Source organism: Fretibacterium sp., assembly GCF_057312375.1.
Genome location: NZ_DBHLDX010000014.1, coordinates 17,376 through 38,279 on the forward strand (window position 1 = coordinate 17,376; position 20,904 = coordinate 38,279).

Below are 20,904 nucleotides of genomic sequence, written 5' to 3' on the forward strand. Positions count from 1 at the left end.
GGGTTGCCTTCTCCCCTGACGACACCTCCCCAGCAGCGCCGGCTCAGCCCTCCCCTCAACGCTTCGGATCGATACGCAATGGCCTTGCCCTCCGCCCTTCCGCGTAATTCCGCTCCACCGGTTTGACATTTTGGGCCGGTCGGAGTACTATGGGCCTCGCGTTGGCCCCATGAACGCTTGGCTGCGGGGTCATGCAAAACTTGATGCGGAGGTGGTGTCCTCCTTTTCAGGAGGGAGGTGAAAGGATGGGATGTGAAACGACCAAGCTGGTCTACTCCGATGAGATGCCCCAGTGGCTTACGTCGGACGGCTCTCTGGTCCCCGCCGTGCGCGGCGAGGACGGGGTGCTGAAGGGTATTGCGCTTTACCTGAAGGATCGCAGCGGCGCGATGCGCCGGCTCTATGCCTAGGGAGCGCGGCCCCAGGCTTCACAGCGGCGAGGGCCGCTTCTTTTTCTAACGTGGAACGACAGGGCGCGGGCGCCCTTTAACCCGGTTTTTCCTGCTGAATAAAGATGAAGTCTGAGGAACGGGCCGAAGCTCACCGTGAGTTTCGGCCCGTTTTACGATTGAGAACATTTTGAGAAAAATCCTTGTAATTATCCCAAAAATTGGTATTATTTAAAAATGACTGCAGAGATGATGGACCATCTGATCGACGTCTTTGTGGAGTCGGTGCAGAACAGATCGCAATCGGAGCACACTCTGGTCAACTACGCCTCGGACCTCAAGCAGTTTGCGGAGTACCTCGAGGGGTGCGGCGTGTCGGAGGCCCGGTTGGTGGAGGCGCCGATATTGAGGGCGTACCTGCGGGCGCTCTTCGGCTGGGGGTATGCCAAGGCGACGGTGGCGCGAAAGCTCTCGTCCCTCCGAAGCTTCTTCGCCTTCCTGAAGGAGCGCGGTGTCCTGGAGCGAGACCCGGCCCGAAACCTGCGGGGCCCCGGCGCGCCCCGGCGCATTCCCCGCGCCCTCAGCGAGGAGGCGGTGGAGCGCCTCTTTGCTGAGGCGGGGGCGTCGGAGGAGGCGCTGCGGGACACGGCGATCCTGGAGGTCCTCTACGGCTGTGGGCTTCGCGTTTCGGAGTTGACCAGCCTGCGTTGGGAGGACGTGGACCTGGACGAGCGCTGGCTCATCATCCTGGGCAAGGGCAGCAAGGAGCGGCGCGTGCCGTTTGGCCGCTGCGCCCAGCGCGCGCTGACGGCTCTGCGCGGGACGGAGGCCCTCGGCCCCTTCGTCTTCGTGGGGCACGAGGGAGCGGGCAGCCCCGGCAAGGAGGGGCGAAGGAGGCGGACCGGTCTGAAGCCCATCACGGTCCGCACGGTGCACCGCGTCGTGAAGGCCCTCGCGGCCCGGGCGGGGCTTGAGGGGGTAACGCCTCACGTCCTGCGCCACAGTTGTGCGACGCACCTTCTGGAGCGTGGGGCGTCCCTGAAGTTCGTCCAGGAGTTTTTGGGACACGAGAGCCTTGCCACGACTCAGATCTACCTAACGGTCAGCGCCTCATGGATGAAGGAGAGCTACGCGGCGGCCCACCCCAGAGCCCACGTCGGCACGGACGGGGAATGAGCCCGTACTGCCGGTGGCCTGTGTCGAAATGATGGATTGGCATTTTTCTGAAAGGATGATCACGCTGTTTACGGGAACGACGATTGTCTGCGTTCGGGATGGAGCGCGGGTCGCCATGGCGGGGGACGGCCAGGTGACGCTTGGGAGTCAGATCATCAAGTCCGGGGCGCGCAAGGTGCGTCCACTGCTGGGAGGAAAGATATTGACGGGGTTCGCCGGCAGCACGGCGGACGCCATGACGCTTTTGGAACGCTTTGAGAACTGCCTGGAGCAGGAGAAGGGCGACCTGATGAAGGGGGCCGTGAAGCTGGTGCGCGAGTGGCGCATGGACAAGGCGCTGCGCCGGCTCGAGGCCATGATGCTGGCGGCGGACAGGAGCATGACGCTGCTCCTGAGCGGGGCGGGGGACATCCTGGAGCCGGAGGGGGACGTGGCCTCCATTGGGTCCGGGTCCGGCTACGCGTTGGCGGCAGGCCGGGCGCTGCGGGAGGCCACGGACTGGAGTCCGGATCGCATTGCGCGTCGCGCCATCGAGCTGGCTGCCGAGATCTGCATCTACACGGACAGCGTCGTGACCCTGGAGGTGCTTGGAGAATGAGCGGGCTGAATTCTGCGCTGACGCCCTCACGGATCATCGAGTACCTGAACCGCTACATCGTGGGACAGGACAAGGCCAAGCGGGCCGTGGCCATCGCGCTGAGGAACCGCCTGCGCCGGCGGGCGCTGCCCCCGGAGATGGCGCACGAGATCATGCCGAAGAACATCCTGATGGTGGGGCCGACGGGGGTGGGTAAGACGGAGATCGCCCGCCGCCTGGCGACGCTCTCGGACGCGCCCTTCATCAAGGTGGAGGCGACGAAGTTTACCGAGGTGGGCTACGTGGGCCGCGACGTGGAAACGATCATTCGCGACCTGACGGAGTTCGGCGTCGCCATGGTGCGCCGGCGGATGCTCGAAACGATGCAGGCCCCCGCCCTGGAGCGGGCGGAGCAGAGGCTGCTGGACGCGATGCTCCCCAAAAAGGAGCGTAAGTTCTCTATGCCGGACCTCATGAAGGCCTTTGGAGCCTCCAATGAGGAGGCTGCGGAGGAGGAGCGGGAGGAGCAGGGACAGGTCGAGGAGAACGCCAGGACGCGCACTCGACTGCTGGAGATGCTCAGGGCGGGCAGGCTGGACGACCGGGAGGTGGACGTCGAGGTGACGGACGCCGTGACGACGATCCCCATCATGGGGGCTTCGGGCATGGACAGCATGGGCGTCAACATCAGCGAGATGCTGAGCGGGATCCTGCCGAAGCGCTCCAGGAAGCGCCACATGAAGGTGAAGGAGGCGCTGCGCATCTTCCAGTCCGAGGAGGCGGAGAAGCTCATCGACAAGGAAACGCTGGCGCGGGAGGCGCTGGAGATCGTTCAGGAGGACGGCATCGTGTTCCTGGACGAGCTGGACAAGGTGGTAGTCCGGGGCGGCAGCACGGGCCCGGACGTGAGCCGCGAGGGCGTGCAGCGCGACCTCCTGCCCATCGTGGAGGGCAGCGTCGTCCAGACGCGCTATGGCCCCGTCAAGACGGACCACATCCTCTTCATCGCGGCGGGCGCTTTCAGCGGGGTGAAGCCGTCGGACCTCATCCCGGAGCTGCAGGGGCGGTTCCCCATCCGCGTGGAGCTGGAGCCCCTGAGCTGGGAGAACCTGCAGCAGATCCTGACGGAGCCGGAGAACAGCCTCATCCGCCAGTACACGGCCCTCATCTCGACGGAGGGCACGGAGCTGGTCTTCACGGAGGAGGCGACGGCGGAGATCGCCAAGCTCTCCAGCAAGATGAACGCCGAGATGGAGGACATCGGGGCCAGGCGGCTGCACACGATGATGGAGCAGTTGCTGGAGGAGATCAGCTTCAGCGTCTGCGACCGGAGCGTCGAACGAATCGAGATCACCGCGGACCTCGTGCGCGAGCGCCTCGCCTCCCTCGTGGAGGACCGTGACATACGACGTTATCTTCTGTGACCTGCCGGTCTGGCAGCGAATTTGGGTTAGCGCCCTCTCTATTGTGTTGAATTGTCGTGAAATTATTGTTATACTGTAGCAACAGGACAGCAGACGGGCGAATCACAGCGTGCGGCATCGCGTGTCGCGTTGGCCCCGTTTCTAAATCTTGACGCAGTGGATGGCCGTGCGGTTCCTCCGCCGGTCATCCCCAGGAGGAATTCTATTGATGGCAAAGAGAACTGAGAAGCGACGTGGAACGAAGGAAGCGAAAGCTGAGGGGACGCTGGATATCCTGAGCGCTTCCGTCACGGATAGCGGGTGGGAAGCGGGGCCCTGCTCGGAAGCGGTGACGAAGGCGATGGAGGACATCCTTGAGAAGACGCGGCAGGTGGGCCGGGCGCTGCAGAACCGCCGGGAGGGGGACCTTCTGGACTACGACAGGTTGTCCCGGCTCCTGTCCGAATTTTCCACGGCAAACGTCTACATCGTGGACAAGGGCGGCAAGCTGCTGGGGCACAACTGGCTTCCGGACTACGAGTCCAAGGCCCTGTCGGACAGCATGAGGGACGGCGTCATGCCGGAGGAGTTCGTGGTCCGGATGAACCGGTGCAGGGACTCCGAGGTCCATGACGAGGACGCCTTCCTCTTCGACGACGACTACGAGGGCGAGCGGCCGGAGAAGCACCTGATGTACGTACCCATCATCGGCGCTGCGGCGGAGCGGCTGGGGACGGTGCTGCTGGTCCGCTTCCACGCCCCGTTCCTGCTTCGGGACCTCCTGCTGGCGGAGTACCTGGGCACGCTGGTGGGCATCGAAATCCTGAACGAGCGCAACCGGACGATCGAGGAGCGCTCCCGCGACCGCATTGCCGTGCAGATGGCGATGCGAGCCCTCTCCTACTCCGAAGTGGCCTCCATGAAGCACATCCTGGCGGAGATCGACGGGCTCGAAGGGGTCGCCATCGCGAGCAAGGTGGCGGACCGCGTGGGGGTGACGCGCAGCGTCATCGTCAATGCGCTTCGCAAGCTGGAGAGCGCGGGGCTCATCGAGAGCCGCAGCCTGGGGATGAAGGGCACCTACATCAAGGTGCTGAGCCCGCTCTTCGTGGAGGAGCTGGGCGTGGCCACCACCCCCCGCGTGTTGTACTGAAGGGGCCGCGGAACGCTTCGTGGTGTATAATAGCGAAGAAAGGGGTGAGGGCCGTGCTGGGAGATTACACCTGGAGCGTCGTGGAGAAGGAGACGGAGTGCCTTGCCGAGCGCTTCAAGGCGGTGTCGAGAAACGTGGCGAACGCCAACACGCCGGGCTACGCCCGCCGGAACGTTTCCTTTGAGGACCAGATGCGCGAGGTCATGGAGAAGGGCAGAAAGCTGCACATGACGGTGACGGATGCGGGACACATCCCCTCTCATCCCCTGCGCATGGCGGACGTCAGGGCCTCCGAGATCAAGGTTTCGGACGAGATCTACCGCCTGGACGGGAACAACGTGGACCCGGAGCGCGAGATGGCCGTGCTGTCGGAAACCCGCATGATGTACGGGGCGATGATGCGCGTCGCCGCGGGCAAGACGGCGCTTTTGAAGTCCGTCATCGCGGGCCGTTAGAGGGAGGCGTTCCTGTCATGAAAATCTTTGACAGCATGGAGGTCGCGGGCAGTGCCCTGACGGCCCATCGCCTGTGGATGGACACGATCTCCTCCAACCTGGCGAACATCAACACGACCCGAACGCTGAGCGGCGGGCCCTACAAGCGGCGCGTGCCCGTCTTCGCGGAGATGCTCGACAAGACCATCGGCGGCTACCGCGACATCGGCGGCGTGCGCGTCACGGCCATCACCGAGGACCAGACGGCCCCGCGGATGACCTATCAGCCGGACCATCCGGATGCGGACAAGGACGGCTACGTGGCCTATCCCAACGTCAACCTGGTGCGGGAGATGACGGACATGCTGGTGGCCAGCCGTGCCTACGAGGCGAACCTCTCCGTCGTCACCACGGCGCGCGAGATGTGGAACGGCGCCTTGGAGGTCATGAGGGCTTAGACCCTGCCCGAACCCTGCAAAACCGGTGAGTCCCGACGGAAGTCGGGGCTCACGTGATCTCCAGACCCTAATCCAGTCCCTTGACGACGTCGGTAAAGTCCGACCAGTCCTCGACCTTAAAAGCCCGGATGTCGCGCACGGAATTTTTGAACCACTCAATCCTTGAAAGCGCGTTGATCGCCTTATACACGGCGGTAAGGTTATCCTCGTCCTTCATGGAGAGATAGACGCTCCCCTGCGTCCACTCAAAGCCCGCTTTCTTAAGTTCTTCGTTGATCTCCTGATAGGCCCCGTTGTAGGGCTCCCCATAATTCTTCTTGAGTTCCGCAATCTTCAGGTCAAACGCAATCGCGTACACGCTCGCCCCTCCTTCGGAGTTTCAATGTTGCAGCAGCCTCTCCAAGGTCATTGTATCACGAACGATCGTGGACTCGATGGCCGAACCTCATCCCGACCGCTCGGCGCTACCGTTCGTAGTGCTTGATCAGCGCCTGGGTCCCCATGTCCCCGAACCCGTCGCGGGCCAGCTCTCCGTAGTCCTCCGTCACCTGAGCCAGGACCTCCAGGTGCAGGCGGCTCTGCGCCGCCTCCTCCGAGGCCAGCGTCAGGTCCTTCAGGAAGTGCTTGAGGAAGAAACTCGGCTGGAAGTCGTTCGCCGTGATTTTGGGCCAGCAGGCGTCCAACTGCCTACTGGCCGCCGCGCCGGTGGACAGGGACTTCAGCAGCACTTCGAGGTCCAGCCCCTTGGCCCGTGCGTAGGCGATGGCCTCACACACGCCGGAGAGCGTCCCCGCGATCATGATCTGGTTCGTCAGCTTCGCGTGCTGGCCGCAGCCCGCCTTGCCCTGGTAGTTGACGTTGGCGCCCATGGCGCGGAACAGGGGCATACAGGCCTCGTAGTCCGCCCTGTCGCCTCCCGCCAGGATGGAGAGCGTCCCGTCCCGTGCCCCCGTCTCGCCGCCGGTCACGGGGGCGTCCATCACCCGGAAGCCGCGCTTCGTGCCCTCGGCGTAGAGCCGTTCGGCCAGCGTCGGGCTGCTGGTGGTCATGTCGATGAGGCAGGCGCCCTGATCCGCGCTGTCCAGGACGTTTCCGGCCCCGAAGTAGACCTCCTCCACGTCACGCGGGAAGCCCACCATCGTGATGACCTCGCTGCAGCCCTTGACGCACTCCGCGATGGAGCTGCTGAAGGCAGCGCCCTCCGCGATCACGTCGGCGACCTTCGCCCTGTTCCGCGCGAAGATGCGGAGCTCAAAGCCCGCCTTCATCAGGTTGCGCACCATGGACTTCCCCATGATGCCCACGCCGATAAAACCCACTTTCCTCAATGTGATACCCCCTTTGGAATGCGATCCGCGAGGCCGCCCGCGCGACGGCCTCAGCCCCTGCCGTGATCGGACCTTCTGAATCATAGCACAAACGGCCGCTGCGCTCCAAAACGCCCAAACTCCGCGGGCATTTTGCCGGAGGACGGGATAAAATACATTAGAGCCATCGGCCGCCTGAGCGGCCGGAACTTTGGAGCGGAGGGATTGCCTGTGAGGGAAAGACGTCCTGTGCTGAGGAGCTTGGAGGAGGCCGGCACCCTGTGGCGAAGTGGCGGAGCGGTGCTGGACCGCGCGGGAGGGGCGGCGCGCGCCTGGATGTGTCCCGCGGGGCGGACCCTCGCGGTGCTTCCGGACCTGCGGCAGGCCTCGGAGCTGGCTGCGGACAGCCGCGCCCTGTTTCCGGACCGGCCGGCCATGCTGTTGTCCGAGCTCCCCCTCACCTCCGAGTCCGTCAACAGCCGTCCCCTGTTGCTGGAGCGAGGCGAGACGATTCGCCGCTGGACGGCGGAGGGCGGGGCGCTGGCCGCCACGCCCGGCGCGCTGATGGCCCCCTGTCTTCTGGGGGAGTCGGAGCTCTCCGTCCGCAGGGGGGAGGACTACGCGAGGGACCGCCTTGCCGCCTGGCTGGAGCGCAACGGATACCAGCGGGCGGACCTCGTGTGGTCGCCGGGGCAGTACGTCCTTCGCGGCTTCATCATGGACGTCTTCGACCCCGCCCACGCCCTGCCCCTTCGCTTCGAGTTCTTCGACGAGGACCTCGATCGCATCACGGCGTTTCACCCCTCCACGCAGAAGAGCGCCGCGGATCTGGAGGAGGTGAGCCTTCACGGCATGGCGACGGCGACGGAAGGCGTCCCTGTGGAGATGCTGCCCGATGACGTCCGCGTCCTTCTCTTCGACCCCCAGAGGCTGGAGTCCCAGGCGACCTCCTTTCACTGGCTCTGGCAGGAGCTGTCGACGGGAACGGAAGGGAAGGCCGTCAAGGATTGGGGGGAGATCATCAAGGTGCTGGCCCGGCTGCCGCACCTCAGGATCACGGACTCCGCGGAGGCCGCGGACGCCGAGCTGGACGTCCGCCCTCTGCCCCCCTTCAAGGGGGACCTGAACGCGGTCCTGCGCCTGTGCCGGGACCTTGAATCCCAGAGCTGCTGCGTTGCGGCGCTCACGACGAACCCCCGCTTCCTGGATCGGGAAAAAGGGCCCTTCAGCGTCCTGGGGGAGGGGCTTGAGCTTCGGGAAGCCTCCCTGACGTCGGGCTTTGAGGACCGCTCGTCCGCTCGGGCCTTCATCTCCGACCGGGAGCTCTCCGGGGTCTCCGCCTCCGGTGCGACCTCGGAGTGGCGCGCCCCCGTGGAGTGGCGGGACCGCCTCTCCGAAGGACAGCTCGTCGTTCACGAGGACTACGGCGTCGGCGCCTTTCGCGGCATCCGGGAGGTGGTCACGGCCGGCGTGACCTCGGACGCGCTGATCGTCGAGTTCGCGGACGATCAGCGCCTGCTCGTCCCCGTCCTGCAGGCCCACAAGCTGACGCCTCTCGCCGAGCACGAGAACGAGGAAACGCAGCTGGACTCGCTGCGCGGCACCCGCTGGCGAAAGAGCGTGGAGAAGGACAAGGAGCGCGCCAAGGAGGAGGCGAAGGCGCTCCTCGAGATATACGCGCGCCGCGAGCTGGAGAGGCGGGAGCCCTTTGCTGCGCCGGAGGAGCTCTACAACGACTTCGTCCGTGCCTTCCCCTTCAACGAAACGGCGGATCAGCTCCGAGCGACGGCGGAGATCATGGCGGACCTGTCGAGCCGCTTCCCCATGGACCGCCTGCTGGTTGGGGACGTGGGCTTCGGCAAGACGGAGGTGGCCCTGCGCGCCGCCTTCCGCGTCGTGGCGTCGGGCCGTCAGGTCTGCGTCCTGGCGCCGACCACGATCCTGGCGCAGCAGCACTTTGCCACCTTCCAGTCCCGGCTTGCGGGCTTCCCCGTCAGCGTGGGGCTGCTCTCGCGCTTCGTGTCGCGGAAGGAGGCCGCCGCGACGCTGGCCCGTGCGGAGGAGGGGGCGGTGGACGTCATCATCGGCACGCACAAGCTGCTGCAGAAGGGCGTGCGCTTCAAGGACCTGGGGCTTTTGGTCATCGACGAGGAGCACCGCTTCGGCGTCATGCACAAGGAGGGGCTGAAGCGCGCCTACGGCGCCGTGGACATCCTGAGCCTCTCCGCCACGCCCATCCCCCGTACCCTGGCCATGGCCCTGAGGGGGCTGCGCAGCATCTCGGTCCTCTCGACCCCGCCGGAGGACCGTCTGCCCGTGACGACCTTCGCCGGCCCCTGGCAGGCGCCCCTGGTGCGCAAGGCCGTGGCCTACGAGCTGAACCGCGGCGGACAGGTCTACTTCGTGGTGAATCGAATCTCGCGGATGGAGGAGCAGGCCCGCACGCTCTCGGCCTTCTTCCCTGAGGCGAACGTCCAGATCGCTCACGGCCAGATGGCGGGGCGCGATCTGGAGCGCACGATGATGGACTTTTACGCCGGCAAGATCGACGTCCTGGTGGCGACGACCATCATCGAGAGCGGGCTGGACGTGGGGCGGGCCAACACCATCATCGTGGACGACTCTCAGGAGCTGGGGCTGGCGCAGATGTACCAGTTGCGCGGGCGCGTGGGCCGGCGGGGCGAGAACGCCTTCGCCTACTTCTTCTACCCGGACCGGGAGGTCCTGCCGCGGGAAACGGCGGACCGGCTGGAGGCCATCTCCACCATGACGGACCTGGGGTCGGGCTACGCCATCGCCCGGCGTGACCTGGACATCCGGGGCGGCGGGGAGATCGGCGGAACCAGCCAGCACGGAAGCGCCAGAAGCGGCAGCTTTCACGTGTTCTACAGGATGCTGGAGCAGGAGCTTCGTCGCCTGCGCGGCGAGGAAACGAGGATGACGGACCTCAGCTTCGACCACGGCGGCTCCGTCCCCACGTTCTACATCCCGCAGGAGGACGTGCGCGTGACGATCTATCGCCGGCTGCTCCAGACGGTGGGGCTGGACGAGCTGGCCGCCCTGATGGAGGAGGTCCGTGACCGCTTCGGCACGCCGCCCAAGGAGGTGCGCCTCCTGGCGGCGATGACGGCCCTGCGCAACTTTGGAGGCCGCTTTGGCCTGGAGAAGGTGTCGGTCCGTCAGGACGGCACGACCGTTTCGGGCGACATGGGGCTCCTGGCCCCTTTCCTTGGGTCGGAGCGGGGCTGGACGGTGATGCGCGCCCGGGCGGCCGGCCCAGGAGGCCTCGTCGGGGCGGAGGCCCTCGTCGGCGCCATGCGGCGCGCCGGGGAGGGGATGACAGGGAACCCGGCCGCTCATGGCTCCGGCGAAAGCGGTCGGTTGGGCACAGAATCAGGCGCTGCCGGCCGCGTGGAGCGCTGAGGGAACCGCGCGTTCGTCCTTCGTTTCGGGAGCGACGGCGCAGGATGATTGCACGTTCATAACAGGGAGGGTGAGGGGTATGACGTATTACGTCGGCGTCGACGTCGGCGGCACGAGCGTCAAGATCGGCGTCGTGAGCTCATCGGGCTCCATCGTCAGCGAGATGGCGATCGTGACGGGGGCGGAGCGGCCCCAGGAGGTCGTGCTTCAGGACATCCTTGAGGGCGTGAGGCAGGTGGTCGCGGCCAGCGGCTTGGGGTGGGAGAAGGTGCGCGCCGTGGGCGTCGGGTGTCCGGGGATGGTGCGCTCCGAGGAGGGCACGGTGCTCTACAACAACAACCTGGGCTGGCGCGATTTCCTGCTGGGCCCAATGCTGACCGAAGCCCTGGGCCTGCCCGCGCGGGTGGAGAACGACGCCAACGCCGCAGCGTTGGGCGAGGTCATGGCGGGCTGTGCCAAGGGGGCGTCGAGTGCCATGATCATTACGCTGGGTACGGGCGTCGGATCGGGCTTCGTCATCGACGGGAGGATATGGGCGGGGTACAACTCCGCTGCGTGTGAGTTTGGGCACATGGTCATCGTCCACGGGGGACGCCCCTGCACCTGCGGCCGCCGGGGGTGCTTTGAGGCTTACGCCTCGGCCACGGGACTCATCGCGATGACGAACGAGGCCATCGCGGCCGACCCGAAGGGTCCGATGGCGGAGATGGCGCGCCGCGAGGGGCGCGTTGGAGGGCACACCTCCTTCGTCGCCGCCGAGGCCGGGGATCCGGGCGCCATTCGAGTGGTGGACGAGTACACGGATCACCTGGCCTGTGGGGTGGCAAACCTCGTCAACGGCCTTCAGCCGGAGGTCGTCGGCATTGGCGGAGGCGTTGGCAAGCAGGGCGAGCGGCTGCTGGTCCCCCTGCGGCGGAAGGTTGCGGCGGAGCTCTACGGCCGCGATTACGAGGACGACCGGGCGACGCGCCTGGTCTCCTGCACGCTGGGCTACAAGGCGGGGCTGGTGGGCGCGGCGATGGCGGCGAAGGTGGCCTATAGGGAGTGAGCTCTGGCCACCGAAGGGGAAGGGACGGAAAGGCCGGAAAAAAGCTCGCAAAAAGTTATTGACAAGTTCGGGGAATACGGGTAGAATACACGCTGTTGTGGCAACGGGGCTGTAGCGCAGCTGGGAGCGCGCTTCCCTCGCACGGAAGAGGTCGGGAGTTCGAATCTCCTCAGCTCCACCATTATTTTTCGGGGCGTGGCGCAGTCTGGTCAGCGCACCTGCTTTGGGAGCAGGGGGTCGAAGGTTCAAATCCTTTCGCCCCGACCAGCGCAGACCGAAAGTGTGTCGACGCGGGAATAGCTCAGTTGGCTAGAGCGATGGCCTTCCAAGCCGTAGGTCGCGGGTTCGAATCCCGTTTCCCGCTCCATTGAGATACGAACGCGCTTGTAGCTCAGCTGGATAGAGCAACGGCCTTCTAAGCCGTAGGTCGCGGGTTCGAATCCTGCCGGGCGCGCCATTGATATGGTGAGCGTAGTTCAATTGGCTAGAGCACCGGGTTGTGGTCCCGGGGGTTGGGGGTTCGAGTCCCCTCGCTCACCCCAATAGTTAATAGTGCGCTCGTAGCTCAGTTGGATAGAGCGACGGACTTCGGATCCGTAGGCCGCGGGTTCGAATCCTGCCGGGCGCGCCACTAAGATAACGTGGACTGTTAGCTCAGTTGGTAGAGCAGCTGACTCTTAATCAGCGGGTCGTGGGTTCGAGTCCCTCACAGTCCACCATTACCTTTTTCATGAACGTCCAAAATAGTCTAAAAAGCCCGCTGCGAAGCGGGTTTTTCTTTTGCCTTCGCTCAATGAAAGTCCACCCTGATGGGCTACAATCCATCGCTGATTTTTTAATCTGTTCGTGATAAAAATAATTGACGATTACGGGCGGTGCGTCGGAGGGACACTTGCCCCGGCGAACCGGTGCGTCCAACCATCTTGCATGATGAGGTAGACTATACGCATAGCCTTTTGCTAGGGAACGCGGCATGTTCCCTGATTGCGGGGCGGGAATGGAGACGCGCAGGATGAATGACGAAGTGGCGGCACCGAAGGCGATTCAGGTCCGAGGCGCCAGGGTGCATAACCTGAAAAATATCGACGTGAACATACCGCTGAACCGAATCGTCGGGATCGCGGGCGTGTCCGGGTCCGGCAAGTCGTCGCTCGCGCTCGGCGTCTTGTACGCCGAGGGATCAAGGCGCTACCTGGAGGCGCTGTCCGCCTACACGCGCAGGCGCATGACGCAGGCGGCGAAGGCGGACGTCGACGAAGTGCTCTATGTGCCGGCGTCCCTTGCGCTGCACCAGAGGCCGGGCGTGCCGGGCATTCGTTCCACCTTTGGAACGGGGACGGAGCTCCTGAACAGCGTCCGGCTGATGTATTCGAGGCTGGCGAACCACGTCTGTCCCAATGGACACGTGCAGGAGCCCACGCTTGCGGTCGCGGCGGAGCAGGAGCTGGTTTGCCCCGTCTGTGGCGCGCGGGTTCAGGCGCCGTCGGCCGAGGAGCTTTCCTTTAACAGTCAGGGGGCCTGCGAGCGCTGCGGAGGTACGGGCATGGTTCGGACGGTGGACGAGGCAACGCTTGTGCCGGATGAATCCCTCACCATCGACGAGGGGGCCGTTGCCCCTTGGAACAGCCTGATGTGGTCCCTCATGACCGACGTCTGCCGGGCCATGGGAGTGCGCACGAACGTGCCGTTTCAAGATCTCTCGGATCAGGAGAAGGACCTCGTCTATCACGGCCCCGCCGAGAAGCGGCACATCCTGTACAAGGCAAAGAACTCCAACGTGGCGGGCGAAATGGATTTCACGTACTACAACGCCACCTATACGGTGGAGAACGCGCTCGCTAAGGTCAGGGACGAAAAGGGCATGAAGCGTGTGGAAAAGTTCCTCAAGGAGGAAATCTGTCCGGAATGTGGCGGCAGCAGACTGTCAGAAAGGGCGCGGCAGCCCAAATTGCGCGGAGTGTCCTTGGACGTGGTGTGCAGGATGCCCCTGTCGGAGCTCCTTCAGTGGGTGGAGGCCGTGCCAGGCTCCCTTCCAGGAGAAATGCAGCCCATGGCGAACAGCATCTGCGAGTCCTTCCGCACGGCGGCGCGACGGCTGATGGATTTGGGGCTCGCCTATTTGTCCCTTGACCGTGCGGCGTCCACGCTCTCCACGGGGGAACGTCAGAGGATGCAGCTTGCCCGTGCGGTGCGAAACCGGACGACGGGCGTGTTGTACGTGCTGGACGAGCCGTCCATCGGGCTGCATCCGGCCAATATCGCAGGACTGAACGCCGTCATGCACGACCTTGTGGCGGATGGCAATTCCGTCCTGCTCGTCGATCACGACATGCAGGTCCTGAAGGAGGCCGATTGGCTCATCGAGATGGGGCCGCAGGCGGGCGCTGAGGGCGGCAGGGTCATCGCGGAGGGCACGATCGCGGACGTAGAGAAGGACGCGGCCTCCCAGATCGGGGCGTTCCTTGCGGGGGGGCGGAGGGTTGAGCGGGAACGACCCCTCCGTCCTGACGGAACGTTTGCCGAAGGGACGATACGCCTTGTGACTTCCGCGATCCATACCGTCAAGCCCCTTCAGGTGACCATTCCCAGGGGACGGCTTACCGTGGTGACGGGCGTGTCCGGGTCCGGTAAGACGACGATGGTGCTGGAGAGCCTCGTCCCTGCGCTGGAGGCCGTGACGCAGGGAAGGAAGGTGCCGGAGCACGTCGTCGAGGTGGCGGCTGAGGGCATCGAACACGTCAAGCTGATCGATGCAACGCCCATAGGCGTCAACGTCCGCTCTACGGTGGCGACCTACGCGAACGTCCACGATGAGCTGCGGAAGGTCTACGCGCACACGCAGGATGCAAGGCAGCACGGCTTCAAATCCGGGGACTTTTCGTACAACACGGGGAGCTTGCGGTGTCCCGTCTGCGATGGGACCGGCTCCATCAGTCTGGACGTGCAGTTCCTGCCGGACGTGGAGGTTCCATGCCCGGATTGCCGCGGGTCGAGGTATGCGAAGGTGGCCTGCCAGGTCAGGCACACGAATGGTGCTGGCGTTTCCCATTCCCTGCCGGAGCTGATGGATATGGACGTGAGCGCCGCGCTTGAGTTCTGCAGGGAGATGAAAACCATCCGGTCAAAGCTGCGGGTTCTGCAGAGCCTCGGCCTTGGCTACCTCAGGCTGGGCGAAGATACGCCGGGCCTTTCCGGCGGCGAAGCCCAGAGGCTGAAACTGGCGAGCGAGATGGGAAGGGAGCAGGCCGATTCCGTGTTCGTCTTCGACGAGCCCACGATCGGGCTGCACCCACTGGACGTGCAGACCCTGCTCAACGTGTTTCAGACGCTCATAAAGAACGGGGCGACCGTGGTCGTCATCGAGCACGACCTCGACGTGATCCGCAACGCGGACCACGTCATCGACATGGGGCCGGGAGGCGGGGAAGCGGGCGGTACGATCGTGGCGACCGGCACGCCGCGCGAGATCAGGGAGGACGCAAGGAGCGTGACCGGAAGGTACTTGTAGCCGCGGCAGGGGCGTCCGGGACTTTTTCTAACGCGATGCCGATCGGCGGCACGGCAGGGCAAAATGGGACGGAGGCCGTGGTCTGGAGTGGTCTGGAGTGGTCTGGAGGCGCTTTCAATGGCCGAGAGGATGAAAATGGAATGGGCGGACGGGATCGCCCGCAACGTAGAACGGATCGGAGCGCTGTTCCCCGGCTGCGTGACGGAGGCGCGGGGCGCGGACGGCAGGCTCAGGGCGGCGATCGACTTCGAGCGGCTTCGTCAGGAGCTCTCCGACGAAGCGATCGCGGGGGACGAGGCCTATGCGTTCACGTGGGTGGGAAAGAGGGCGGCCATCGCCGAGGCGAACCGGCCCATCCGAAAGACGCTCCGCCCCTGCCCGGAGGACAGCGTGGACTGGGACGCGACGGAGAACCTCTACATCGAGGGGGACAACCTCGACGTGCTGAAGCTCCTGCAGGAGAGCTATTTCGGAAAGGTCAAGATGATCTACATCGACCCTCCGTACAACACGGGGTCGGATCGCTTCGTCTACTCCGACACCTTCGCCGTCAGCACGGAGGAATACCTGGAGCGAAGCGGCGCGAAGGGCGAGGATGGGACCCTCCTCTTCAGGGAAAACAGCTCCGCCAACCCAAGGTTTCACTCGGACTGGCTCTCCATGATGTACCCCCGGCTCTTGTTGGCGCGGAACCTGTTGAGCGACGACGGGGTGATCTTTATCTCGATCGACGAGAACGAGGTCAGTAACCTGCAGAAGCTCTGCAATGAGGCGTTCGGCGAGAGAAACTACGCGGCGACCTTCCTCTGGACCAGGACCAGCACTCCGCCCGCGCTCTCCTGCAAGTGCCGAAAGACCGTGGAATACGTGCTGGCATACGAGAAGAAGCGGAGCGCACTCAAGTACTTCGGCGCGCCCCTCGACGGCGGCGACGCCCCCCTCCTGAACGCCGGGAATCCCGAAAAGACGCTCCGGTTCCCACAGGGCAGCATTCGCTTCCCCTTCCTCCGCGACGGGCTCATCCCTGCCGGCGAGAAGGGCAGGGTCCGGCTGTTGGACGAGCTGCGCGTGGAGGACGGCGTGAACGCCAACGCGGTCCGCCTCGTCGGGGAGTTCAAGTGGGAGCAGGCGACCCTGGAGGCAGAGGTCAGGCGCGGGACCTGTTTCGTCGTCAAGTCTGACCGTTTTTCCATCCGCTTTCAAAGGCAGGAGCTGGAGGGCGCCTACAAGACGCCGACCAACTTCCTGAAGGTCGAGCTCAACCGGGAGGCCGCCGTGGGGACGAACGAAACGGCGGTCCGGGAGCTGGAGGAGCTGGGCCTTGGGAAATGTTTCGACTACGCGAAGCCGCTTTCCCTGGTTCAGGCGCTGACAAGGATGGTCTGCGCTCAGGACAAGGAGGCCCTCGTCCTGGACTTCTTCTCCGGCTCCGGGACCACGGCGGACGCCATCATGAGGATGAATGCCGAGGACGGCGGGCGCAGGAGGTTTATCCTGGTCCAGATTCCGGAGCGCACGCCCCCGGACACCATCGCGTTCAAGATGGGGTTCAAGGACATCGCCGAGCTGGGCAGGGAGCGCATTCGCCGTTCCGGCGCGCGAATCGGAGCGAAGGGACCGGACGGTGCGAGAAAGACGGACGTCGGGTTCCGCGTCCTCCGGCTGGACGAGAGCAACATGAGGGACGTCTACTACGCCGCCGGAGAGTATCGCCAGAGCCTGCTCCCTGCGCTCGCGTCCAACGTAAAACCGGATCGCACGGACATGGACCTTCTATTCGGCTGCCTGCTGGAGTGGGGGCTTCCGCTCTCCATGCCGCACCGCAGCGAGGAGGTGGAGGGCTGCAGGGTCCACACGTGGAACGAGGGGGACCTGATTGCCTGCTTCGCCGAGGACGTGCCGGATTCCGTCGTCAGGGAGATCGCGAGGCGCAGGCCGCTTCGCGCCGTGTTCCGCGACGCGAGCTTCAGGGACAGCCCGTCCAGGATCAACGCCGTGGAGCTCTTCAAGGCGCTGGCGCCGACCGCGAGGCTCAAGGTCCTCTGAGGGAGGGGGGTGCGGTGAAACTTCGGTTCCGACGCCAGAAGTTCCAGGAGGACGCGGCCAGGGCGGTCGCGGACGTGTTCGCCGGGCAGCCGTATCGAGCGCCGGCAAACGGGGGTGCGGGAGAGCCGCGGCTGCCGCGGGAGGGCTGCATCGGGTGGAGCAACCTGCCTGTCGTCCCGGAGCTGACCGATGCGCGGGTCCTGGAGAACCTGCGGAGGGTGCAGAGCGCCAACCGGATCAAGCCGTCCGAGAGGCTGGAGGGGCGCTACAACCTCACGGTCGAGATGGAGACGGGAACCGGAAAGACCTACACCTACATCAAGACCCTCTATGAGCTGAACGGGCGGTACGGCTGGAGCAAGTTCATCGTCGTCGTCCCCAGCGTCGCGATCCGTGAGGGCGCCTGCAAGTCCTTTCAGGTCATGCAGGACCATTTCGCGGAGGAGTACGGGAGGAGGGTCCGATACTTCGTCTACGACTCCGTGCAGATGGCGGAGATCGACCGGTTTGCGTCGGATCGCTCCATCGACGTCATGATCATCAACGCGCAGGCCTTCAATGCGAGGGGGAAGGACGCGCGTCGCATTCACATGAGGCTTGACGAGTTCCGGTCGAGGAGGCCGATCGAGGTCATCGCTGGGACCCATCCGATCGTGATCATCGACGAGCCTCAGTCCGTCGAGGGCAGGCGGACCAGAGAGGGTCTGAGGCAGTTCAACCCCATGATGACGCTGCGCTACTCCGCAACCCACCGGCCCGACAGCCTCTACAATCTGGTCTATCGGCTGGGCGCGATGGAGGCCTACAACGAACGGCTGGTGAAGCGAATTGCCGTCAAGGGCATCGCGGAAGCAGAGGGCGCCGCGACGGAGGGCTACGTCTACCTTCAGGGCCTCAACCTCTCCAGGGCGGCGGCCCCCACCGCGACGGTTCAGTTCGATTTCAGGGGGACGTCGGGCGTTCGGCAGGTTACGAGGACGGCGGGCGTCGGCTACGACCTCTACGAGCGCTCCGGCAGGCTGGAGGAGTACCGGGACGGCTTCGTCGTGAAGTCCATCGACGGCCGGGACAACTCCGTGGAGTTCCTGAACGGCGTCAGGCTCTGCGCCGGAGAGGCGGTCGGCCGGCTGAACGAGGACCGGCTGCGCCGCATCCAGATCCGCGAAACGATCCTCTCCCACATCGAGCGGGAGCGGCGGCTGTTCCGCAGGGGCATCAAGGTGCTGTCCCTCTTCTTCATCGACGAGGTCGCGCACTACCGGGAGTACGACACCGACGGATGGCCCCAAAACGGCCTTTTTGCGCGGATGTTCGAGGAGGAGTATCGGGACGTCGTTTCCGCGACGCGGGGCGGTCCGGGTGAGGAGGAGTACATGGCGTATTTGGAGGCGATTGCGCCGGACAGCACCCACGCCGGATACTTCTCCGTCGACAGACGGGGGCGTATGACCAACGGCAGCCTGAGCGACAGGCGGGAGCGTACCTCGGACGACGTCGACGCCTACGACCTAATCATGAGGGACAAGGAGCGCCTTCTTGACCTCGACCCCAGGCGGTCGCCGGTGCGCTTCATCTTCTCCCACTCCGCTCTGCGCGAGGGCTGGGACAACCCCAACGTCTTTCAGATCTGCACGCTGAAACGAAGCGGAAGCGAGGTCCGTAAGCGTCAGGAGGTGGGGCGCGGCCTGCGCCTCTGCGTCAACCAGGACGGGGAGCGCATGGACGCGGAGGCCCTCGGAGATGAGGTCCATGACGTCAACGTGCTCACGATCATCGCCAGCGAGAGCTACGACCGCTTTGCGCGGGGGCTGCAGGCAGAGCTTGCGGATGAAGCTGAGGGCGTGGCTGAGGCGGTCGTCGCGAATCCCGACGCCACCTGCGGCGTCCGTGTGTTGCAGCCGGAGGACGCCCGCAACGGCCGCACAGAACCGACCATTGAACCAGAGAGACCCGTCATGATGTGTTCCGGCGTCGACGAGAAGCCGGTCCACTCGGTGGTCTTCGAGGCCGATGAATTGATCCGGAGGGCGGTCCGCGCGCTGAACGGGGGGCTGCGCCTCTCAAAGGCCCTCGCCCGCGTCGAGTCCGGCGTCCTGGGGACGATGGCGTCGAAGGAGGCCCTGCGTTCCGGGACCTCGTTCGTGAAGGAGGGGGTCGAGGCCTACGAGGCCTCTGGCGGGGCGGGAGCTCGGAGCGTGAAGTACGACCTGATCGGCAGGCTGGCCGAGGCCACCGACCTCACCAGACGGGATGTCGTTGCCGTCCTCACCGGAATCGAGGCGCCCGTCTTCGATCAGTTCAGGGACGCCCCGGAGGATTTCATCCTGAGGGCCGCATCTCTGATCAACGGTGAGAAGGCCACGATGACAGGCGAACGAGGCGCTGTCTGCGACGCGGCGGACGGCGATCGGACGTTGCGGGGTGATGCTCCCTGACGGCTTAGATTGAGTCGCATCGCGGTGGACGAAGGCACGCCGGGATATCTCCGACGTGTCGGGAAACGATCCGCTGCACGTTTACGTCAAGTTTGATAGTGCCTCGCCCAATCCGCGCTCCTTAGTACCTTGCGCCATAGCGCTGCCTTGCCAGGCTGGTGTATTTTTTTATGAAGTCCCCCTTGGCTTCGGTGTAGCCGTCCCGATCGTGTTCAAAACGTTTCCAGAGCGATAACTTCAACGCCTCGTAGGCCTTTGCGACGGCGGGGAATTCCCGCAGATAATCCCTGAAGTACAGCTCGTCGTTGTCACCCCAGAGTCGGACGTGAAGGTGAAAGACCTTCCGGGCGAAGCCGCTGGGGGTGTAACCCTTGTTCATCGAAACCCGGTGAGCGCTCCGGCTCATGCACCGCCAGTCCTTTTGAAGGAGCCGCTTTTCGACGTTGTTCAGGTCGTCATCGCTCCCGACTTCCAGCAGGATGTCAACGATGTTTTTTGCCCAGATGTCGGGGACGGCCGTGCTCCCGACGTGGGAGAGCCGCTTGACCGTTTCGCGCGGGAGCAGCGCTGTGAGGTTGCTCTCTTCCTCAACGTACCAATCGCTCCATCCCTCATGATGCCGGACGAGGAAGATGGGGAACAGTTGCCACAGCTCCTTCAGGCTCATTTCCTCCAAATTTCTGTCCATTTTTGCCTCTCCGCTCGCCCGTTTCCAAAATTTGATTTAAAATTCGCTCCGCGAATAGCGCACGGTTACGATATGTACCTCTCGTTTCTCCTTATGCACACGATAAATGATGGTATAATTCTTGACGAACAACTGACGATAGCCCTGATTGGCATAGGCCCCGATACGGCGGACAGGCTCCCTTTCCGGAAACTGCTCCAAACTGAAAATAGCGTCCTCCAAGCTAGTAAGCAGATTTTCAGCCGTTCCTTGTACCATAAGATTTTTGGCGATATAGGAATAGATACCGTCTAAATCCCGATATGCGCGGGGATATATTTTGACGGCATATTTCATAAGTTGTGCTTCCTTCGGAGAGGAGGTAAGGCTTCACGGGCGTCAAGAAGTTTTCCACCCTCCGCAACTTCCTGTTCCGCTTCTCGGATCGCTGCGTCTGTGTCTACGTTTTCCATCAATTCCTCGTAGGCTTCGATACTCAACACAACCAGGTCACCATAGCCATTTTTTGTGATAAAAACAGGCTCTTTCCTCGCATGACAAAGCTCAGAAATCTCGTTTGTGTTGCGCAGGTCTGTAATCGGTCGGATTTGCGGCATGTTTTAGCCCCCTCTCTTGCTCATTATTATGTCATGATTATGTACAAAGTTCAAGGGCAATATGCCTGACCAGTGAAATATTTACTGATACGGCACTTGTTTTTTTCGCTCACTTTCGGATCGGGTCCCCTACTTTCATCTTCTGACGCCATTCAGGTGCCACCCCATCATTGGCCCAATACTCTTCAACGAATGATATTTTCTCATTCCGACAGGTAAAAAAGCTAACGACATGAAATGCTGCCGATGAGTCCCGCGCAAAG

General features: G+C 64.0%; 17 protein-coding genes and 7 tRNA genes. 19 read left to right on the forward strand and 5 right to left on the reverse strand.

Annotated elements, in window-relative coordinates:
• Positions 1–245: 245 nt before the first annotated feature.
• The 7 genes from ACO41U_RS03770 to flgC all read left to right on the forward strand — a co-directional run bounded on the left by ACO41U_RS03770 (position 246) and on the right by flgC (position 5,590).
• Entirely contained in the window at positions 246–410 is a 165-nt protein-coding gene (locus tag ACO41U_RS03770) for a hypothetical protein (protein WP_485941722.1), read from the forward strand.
• 216 nt (positions 411–626) lie between these two features.
• The gene (locus ACO41U_RS03775) at positions 627–1,565 is read left to right on the forward strand and encodes a tyrosine-type recombinase/integrase (RefSeq protein WP_298780510.1); all 939 of its coding nucleotides are present in this window, start codon (positions 627–629) and stop codon (positions 1,563–1,565) included.
• A gap of 55 nt (positions 1,566–1,620) precedes the next feature.
• Entirely contained in the window at positions 1,621–2,163 is a 543-nt protein-coding gene (hslV, locus tag ACO41U_RS03780; protein WP_298780513.1) for an ATP-dependent protease subunit HslV, read from the forward strand.
• Positions 2,160–3,566: an ATP-dependent protease ATPase subunit HslU gene (gene hslU / locus ACO41U_RS03785; RefSeq protein WP_485941724.1), complete on the forward strand. Its 1,407-nt coding sequence runs from the start codon at positions 2,160–2,162 to the stop codon at positions 3,564–3,566. The genes hslV and hslU overlap by 4 nt, the downstream gene beginning before the upstream one ends.
• A gap of 208 nt (positions 3,567–3,774) precedes the next feature.
• The gene (codY, locus tag ACO41U_RS03790) at positions 3,775–4,698 is read left to right on the forward strand and encodes a GTP-sensing pleiotropic transcriptional regulator CodY (RefSeq protein WP_298780517.1); all 924 of its coding nucleotides are present in this window, start codon (positions 3,775–3,777) and stop codon (positions 4,696–4,698) included.
• 53 nt (positions 4,699–4,751) lie between these two features.
• A complete protein-coding gene (flgB, locus tag ACO41U_RS03795) occupies positions 4,752–5,153 on the forward strand; it encodes a flagellar basal body rod protein FlgB (protein WP_298780519.1) in 402 nt (133 codons plus the stop codon).
• 17 nt (positions 5,154–5,170) lie between these two features.
• Positions 5,171–5,590 (forward strand): flagellar basal body rod protein FlgC, encoded by a 420-nt coding sequence (gene flgC / locus ACO41U_RS03800; RefSeq protein WP_298780521.1) that lies wholly within the window; start codon positions 5,171–5,173, stop codon positions 5,588–5,590.
• A gap of 67 nt (positions 5,591–5,657) precedes the next feature.
• Here the strand turns inward: flgC and ACO41U_RS03805 are convergent, their stop codons facing one another.
• Both ACO41U_RS03805 and ACO41U_RS03810 read right to left on the reverse strand, forming a co-directional pair.
• Positions 5,658–5,948, reverse strand: coding sequence for a virulence protein (locus tag ACO41U_RS03805; RefSeq protein ID WP_298780523.1), 291 nt, complete (start codon positions 5,946–5,948; stop codon positions 5,658–5,660).
• 106 nt (positions 5,949–6,054) lie between these two features.
• On the reverse strand, positions 6,055–6,909 hold the full coding sequence (locus tag ACO41U_RS03810; protein WP_485941741.1) for an NAD(P)-dependent oxidoreductase: 855 nt from the start codon (positions 6,907–6,909) through the stop codon (positions 6,055–6,057).
• Positions 6,910–7,146: 237 nt separating this feature from the next.
• Here ACO41U_RS03810 and ACO41U_RS03815 point away from each other — a divergent pair, with 237 nt between their 5' ends.
• From ACO41U_RS03815 to ACO41U_RS03870, 12 genes are all read left to right on the forward strand, one after another.
• Positions 7,147–10,320, forward strand: a complete 3,174-nt coding sequence (locus tag ACO41U_RS03815) for a DEAD/DEAH box helicase (protein WP_485941728.1) — start codon at positions 7,147–7,149, stop codon at positions 10,318–10,320.
• A 79-nt stretch (positions 10,321–10,399) separates the two neighbouring features.
• Positions 10,400–11,368, forward strand: coding sequence for an ROK family protein (locus ACO41U_RS03820; RefSeq protein WP_485941730.1), 969 nt, complete (start codon positions 10,400–10,402; stop codon positions 11,366–11,368).
• A 105-nt stretch (positions 11,369–11,473) separates the two neighbouring features.
• A tRNA-Ala gene (locus tag ACO41U_RS03825) sits at positions 11,474–11,549 on the forward strand.
• Between the two features lie 8 nt (positions 11,550–11,557).
• Positions 11,558–11,635 (forward strand) — tRNA-Pro (locus ACO41U_RS03830).
• Positions 11,636–11,658: 23 nt separating this feature from the next.
• Positions 11,659–11,735 (forward strand) — tRNA-Gly (locus ACO41U_RS03835).
• Positions 11,736–11,748: 13 nt separating this feature from the next.
• Positions 11,749–11,825 (forward strand) — tRNA-Arg (locus tag ACO41U_RS03840).
• Positions 11,826–11,833: 8 nt separating this feature from the next.
• Positions 11,834–11,910 (forward strand) — tRNA-His (locus ACO41U_RS03845).
• Between the two features lie 12 nt (positions 11,911–11,922).
• Positions 11,923–11,999, forward strand: a tRNA-Arg gene (locus ACO41U_RS03850).
• A gap of 12 nt (positions 12,000–12,011) precedes the next feature.
• Positions 12,012–12,087, forward strand: a tRNA-Lys gene (locus ACO41U_RS03855).
• A gap of 293 nt (positions 12,088–12,380) precedes the next feature.
• Complete coding sequence (locus tag ACO41U_RS03860) at positions 12,381–14,876, forward strand: excinuclease ABC subunit UvrA (RefSeq protein ID WP_485941732.1); 2,496 nt, start codon at positions 12,381–12,383, stop codon at positions 14,874–14,876.
• Between the two features lie 117 nt (positions 14,877–14,993).
• A complete protein-coding gene (locus ACO41U_RS03865) occupies positions 14,994–16,922 on the forward strand; it encodes a site-specific DNA-methyltransferase (protein ID WP_485941734.1) in 1,929 nt (642 codons plus the stop codon).
• 14 nt (positions 16,923–16,936) lie between these two features.
• Complete coding sequence (locus ACO41U_RS03870; protein ID WP_485941736.1) at positions 16,937–19,357, forward strand: DEAD/DEAH box helicase family protein; 2,421 nt, start codon at positions 16,937–16,939, stop codon at positions 19,355–19,357.
• 121 nt (positions 19,358–19,478) lie between these two features.
• On the opposite strand, the gene ACO41U_RS03875 is transcribed toward ACO41U_RS03870, so the two are convergent.
• From ACO41U_RS03875 to ACO41U_RS03885, 3 genes are read right to left on the reverse strand one after another with little or no spacing between them, the layout of a single operon-like run.
• Complete coding sequence (locus ACO41U_RS03875; RefSeq protein WP_485941738.1) at positions 19,479–20,045, reverse strand: GrpB family protein; 567 nt, start codon at positions 20,043–20,045, stop codon at positions 19,479–19,481.
• Between the two features lie 36 nt (positions 20,046–20,081).
• Positions 20,082–20,381 (reverse strand): type II toxin-antitoxin system RelE/ParE family toxin, encoded by a 300-nt coding sequence (locus tag ACO41U_RS03880; protein WP_298778632.1) that lies wholly within the window; start codon positions 20,379–20,381, stop codon positions 20,082–20,084.
• Positions 20,378–20,641: a type II toxin-antitoxin system prevent-host-death family antitoxin gene (locus ACO41U_RS03885; RefSeq protein WP_298778637.1), complete on the reverse strand. Its 264-nt coding sequence runs from the start codon at positions 20,639–20,641 to the stop codon at positions 20,378–20,380. Before ACO41U_RS03885 ends, ACO41U_RS03880 begins: the two co-directional genes overlap by 4 nt.
• Positions 20,642–20,904 lie beyond the last annotated feature (263 nt).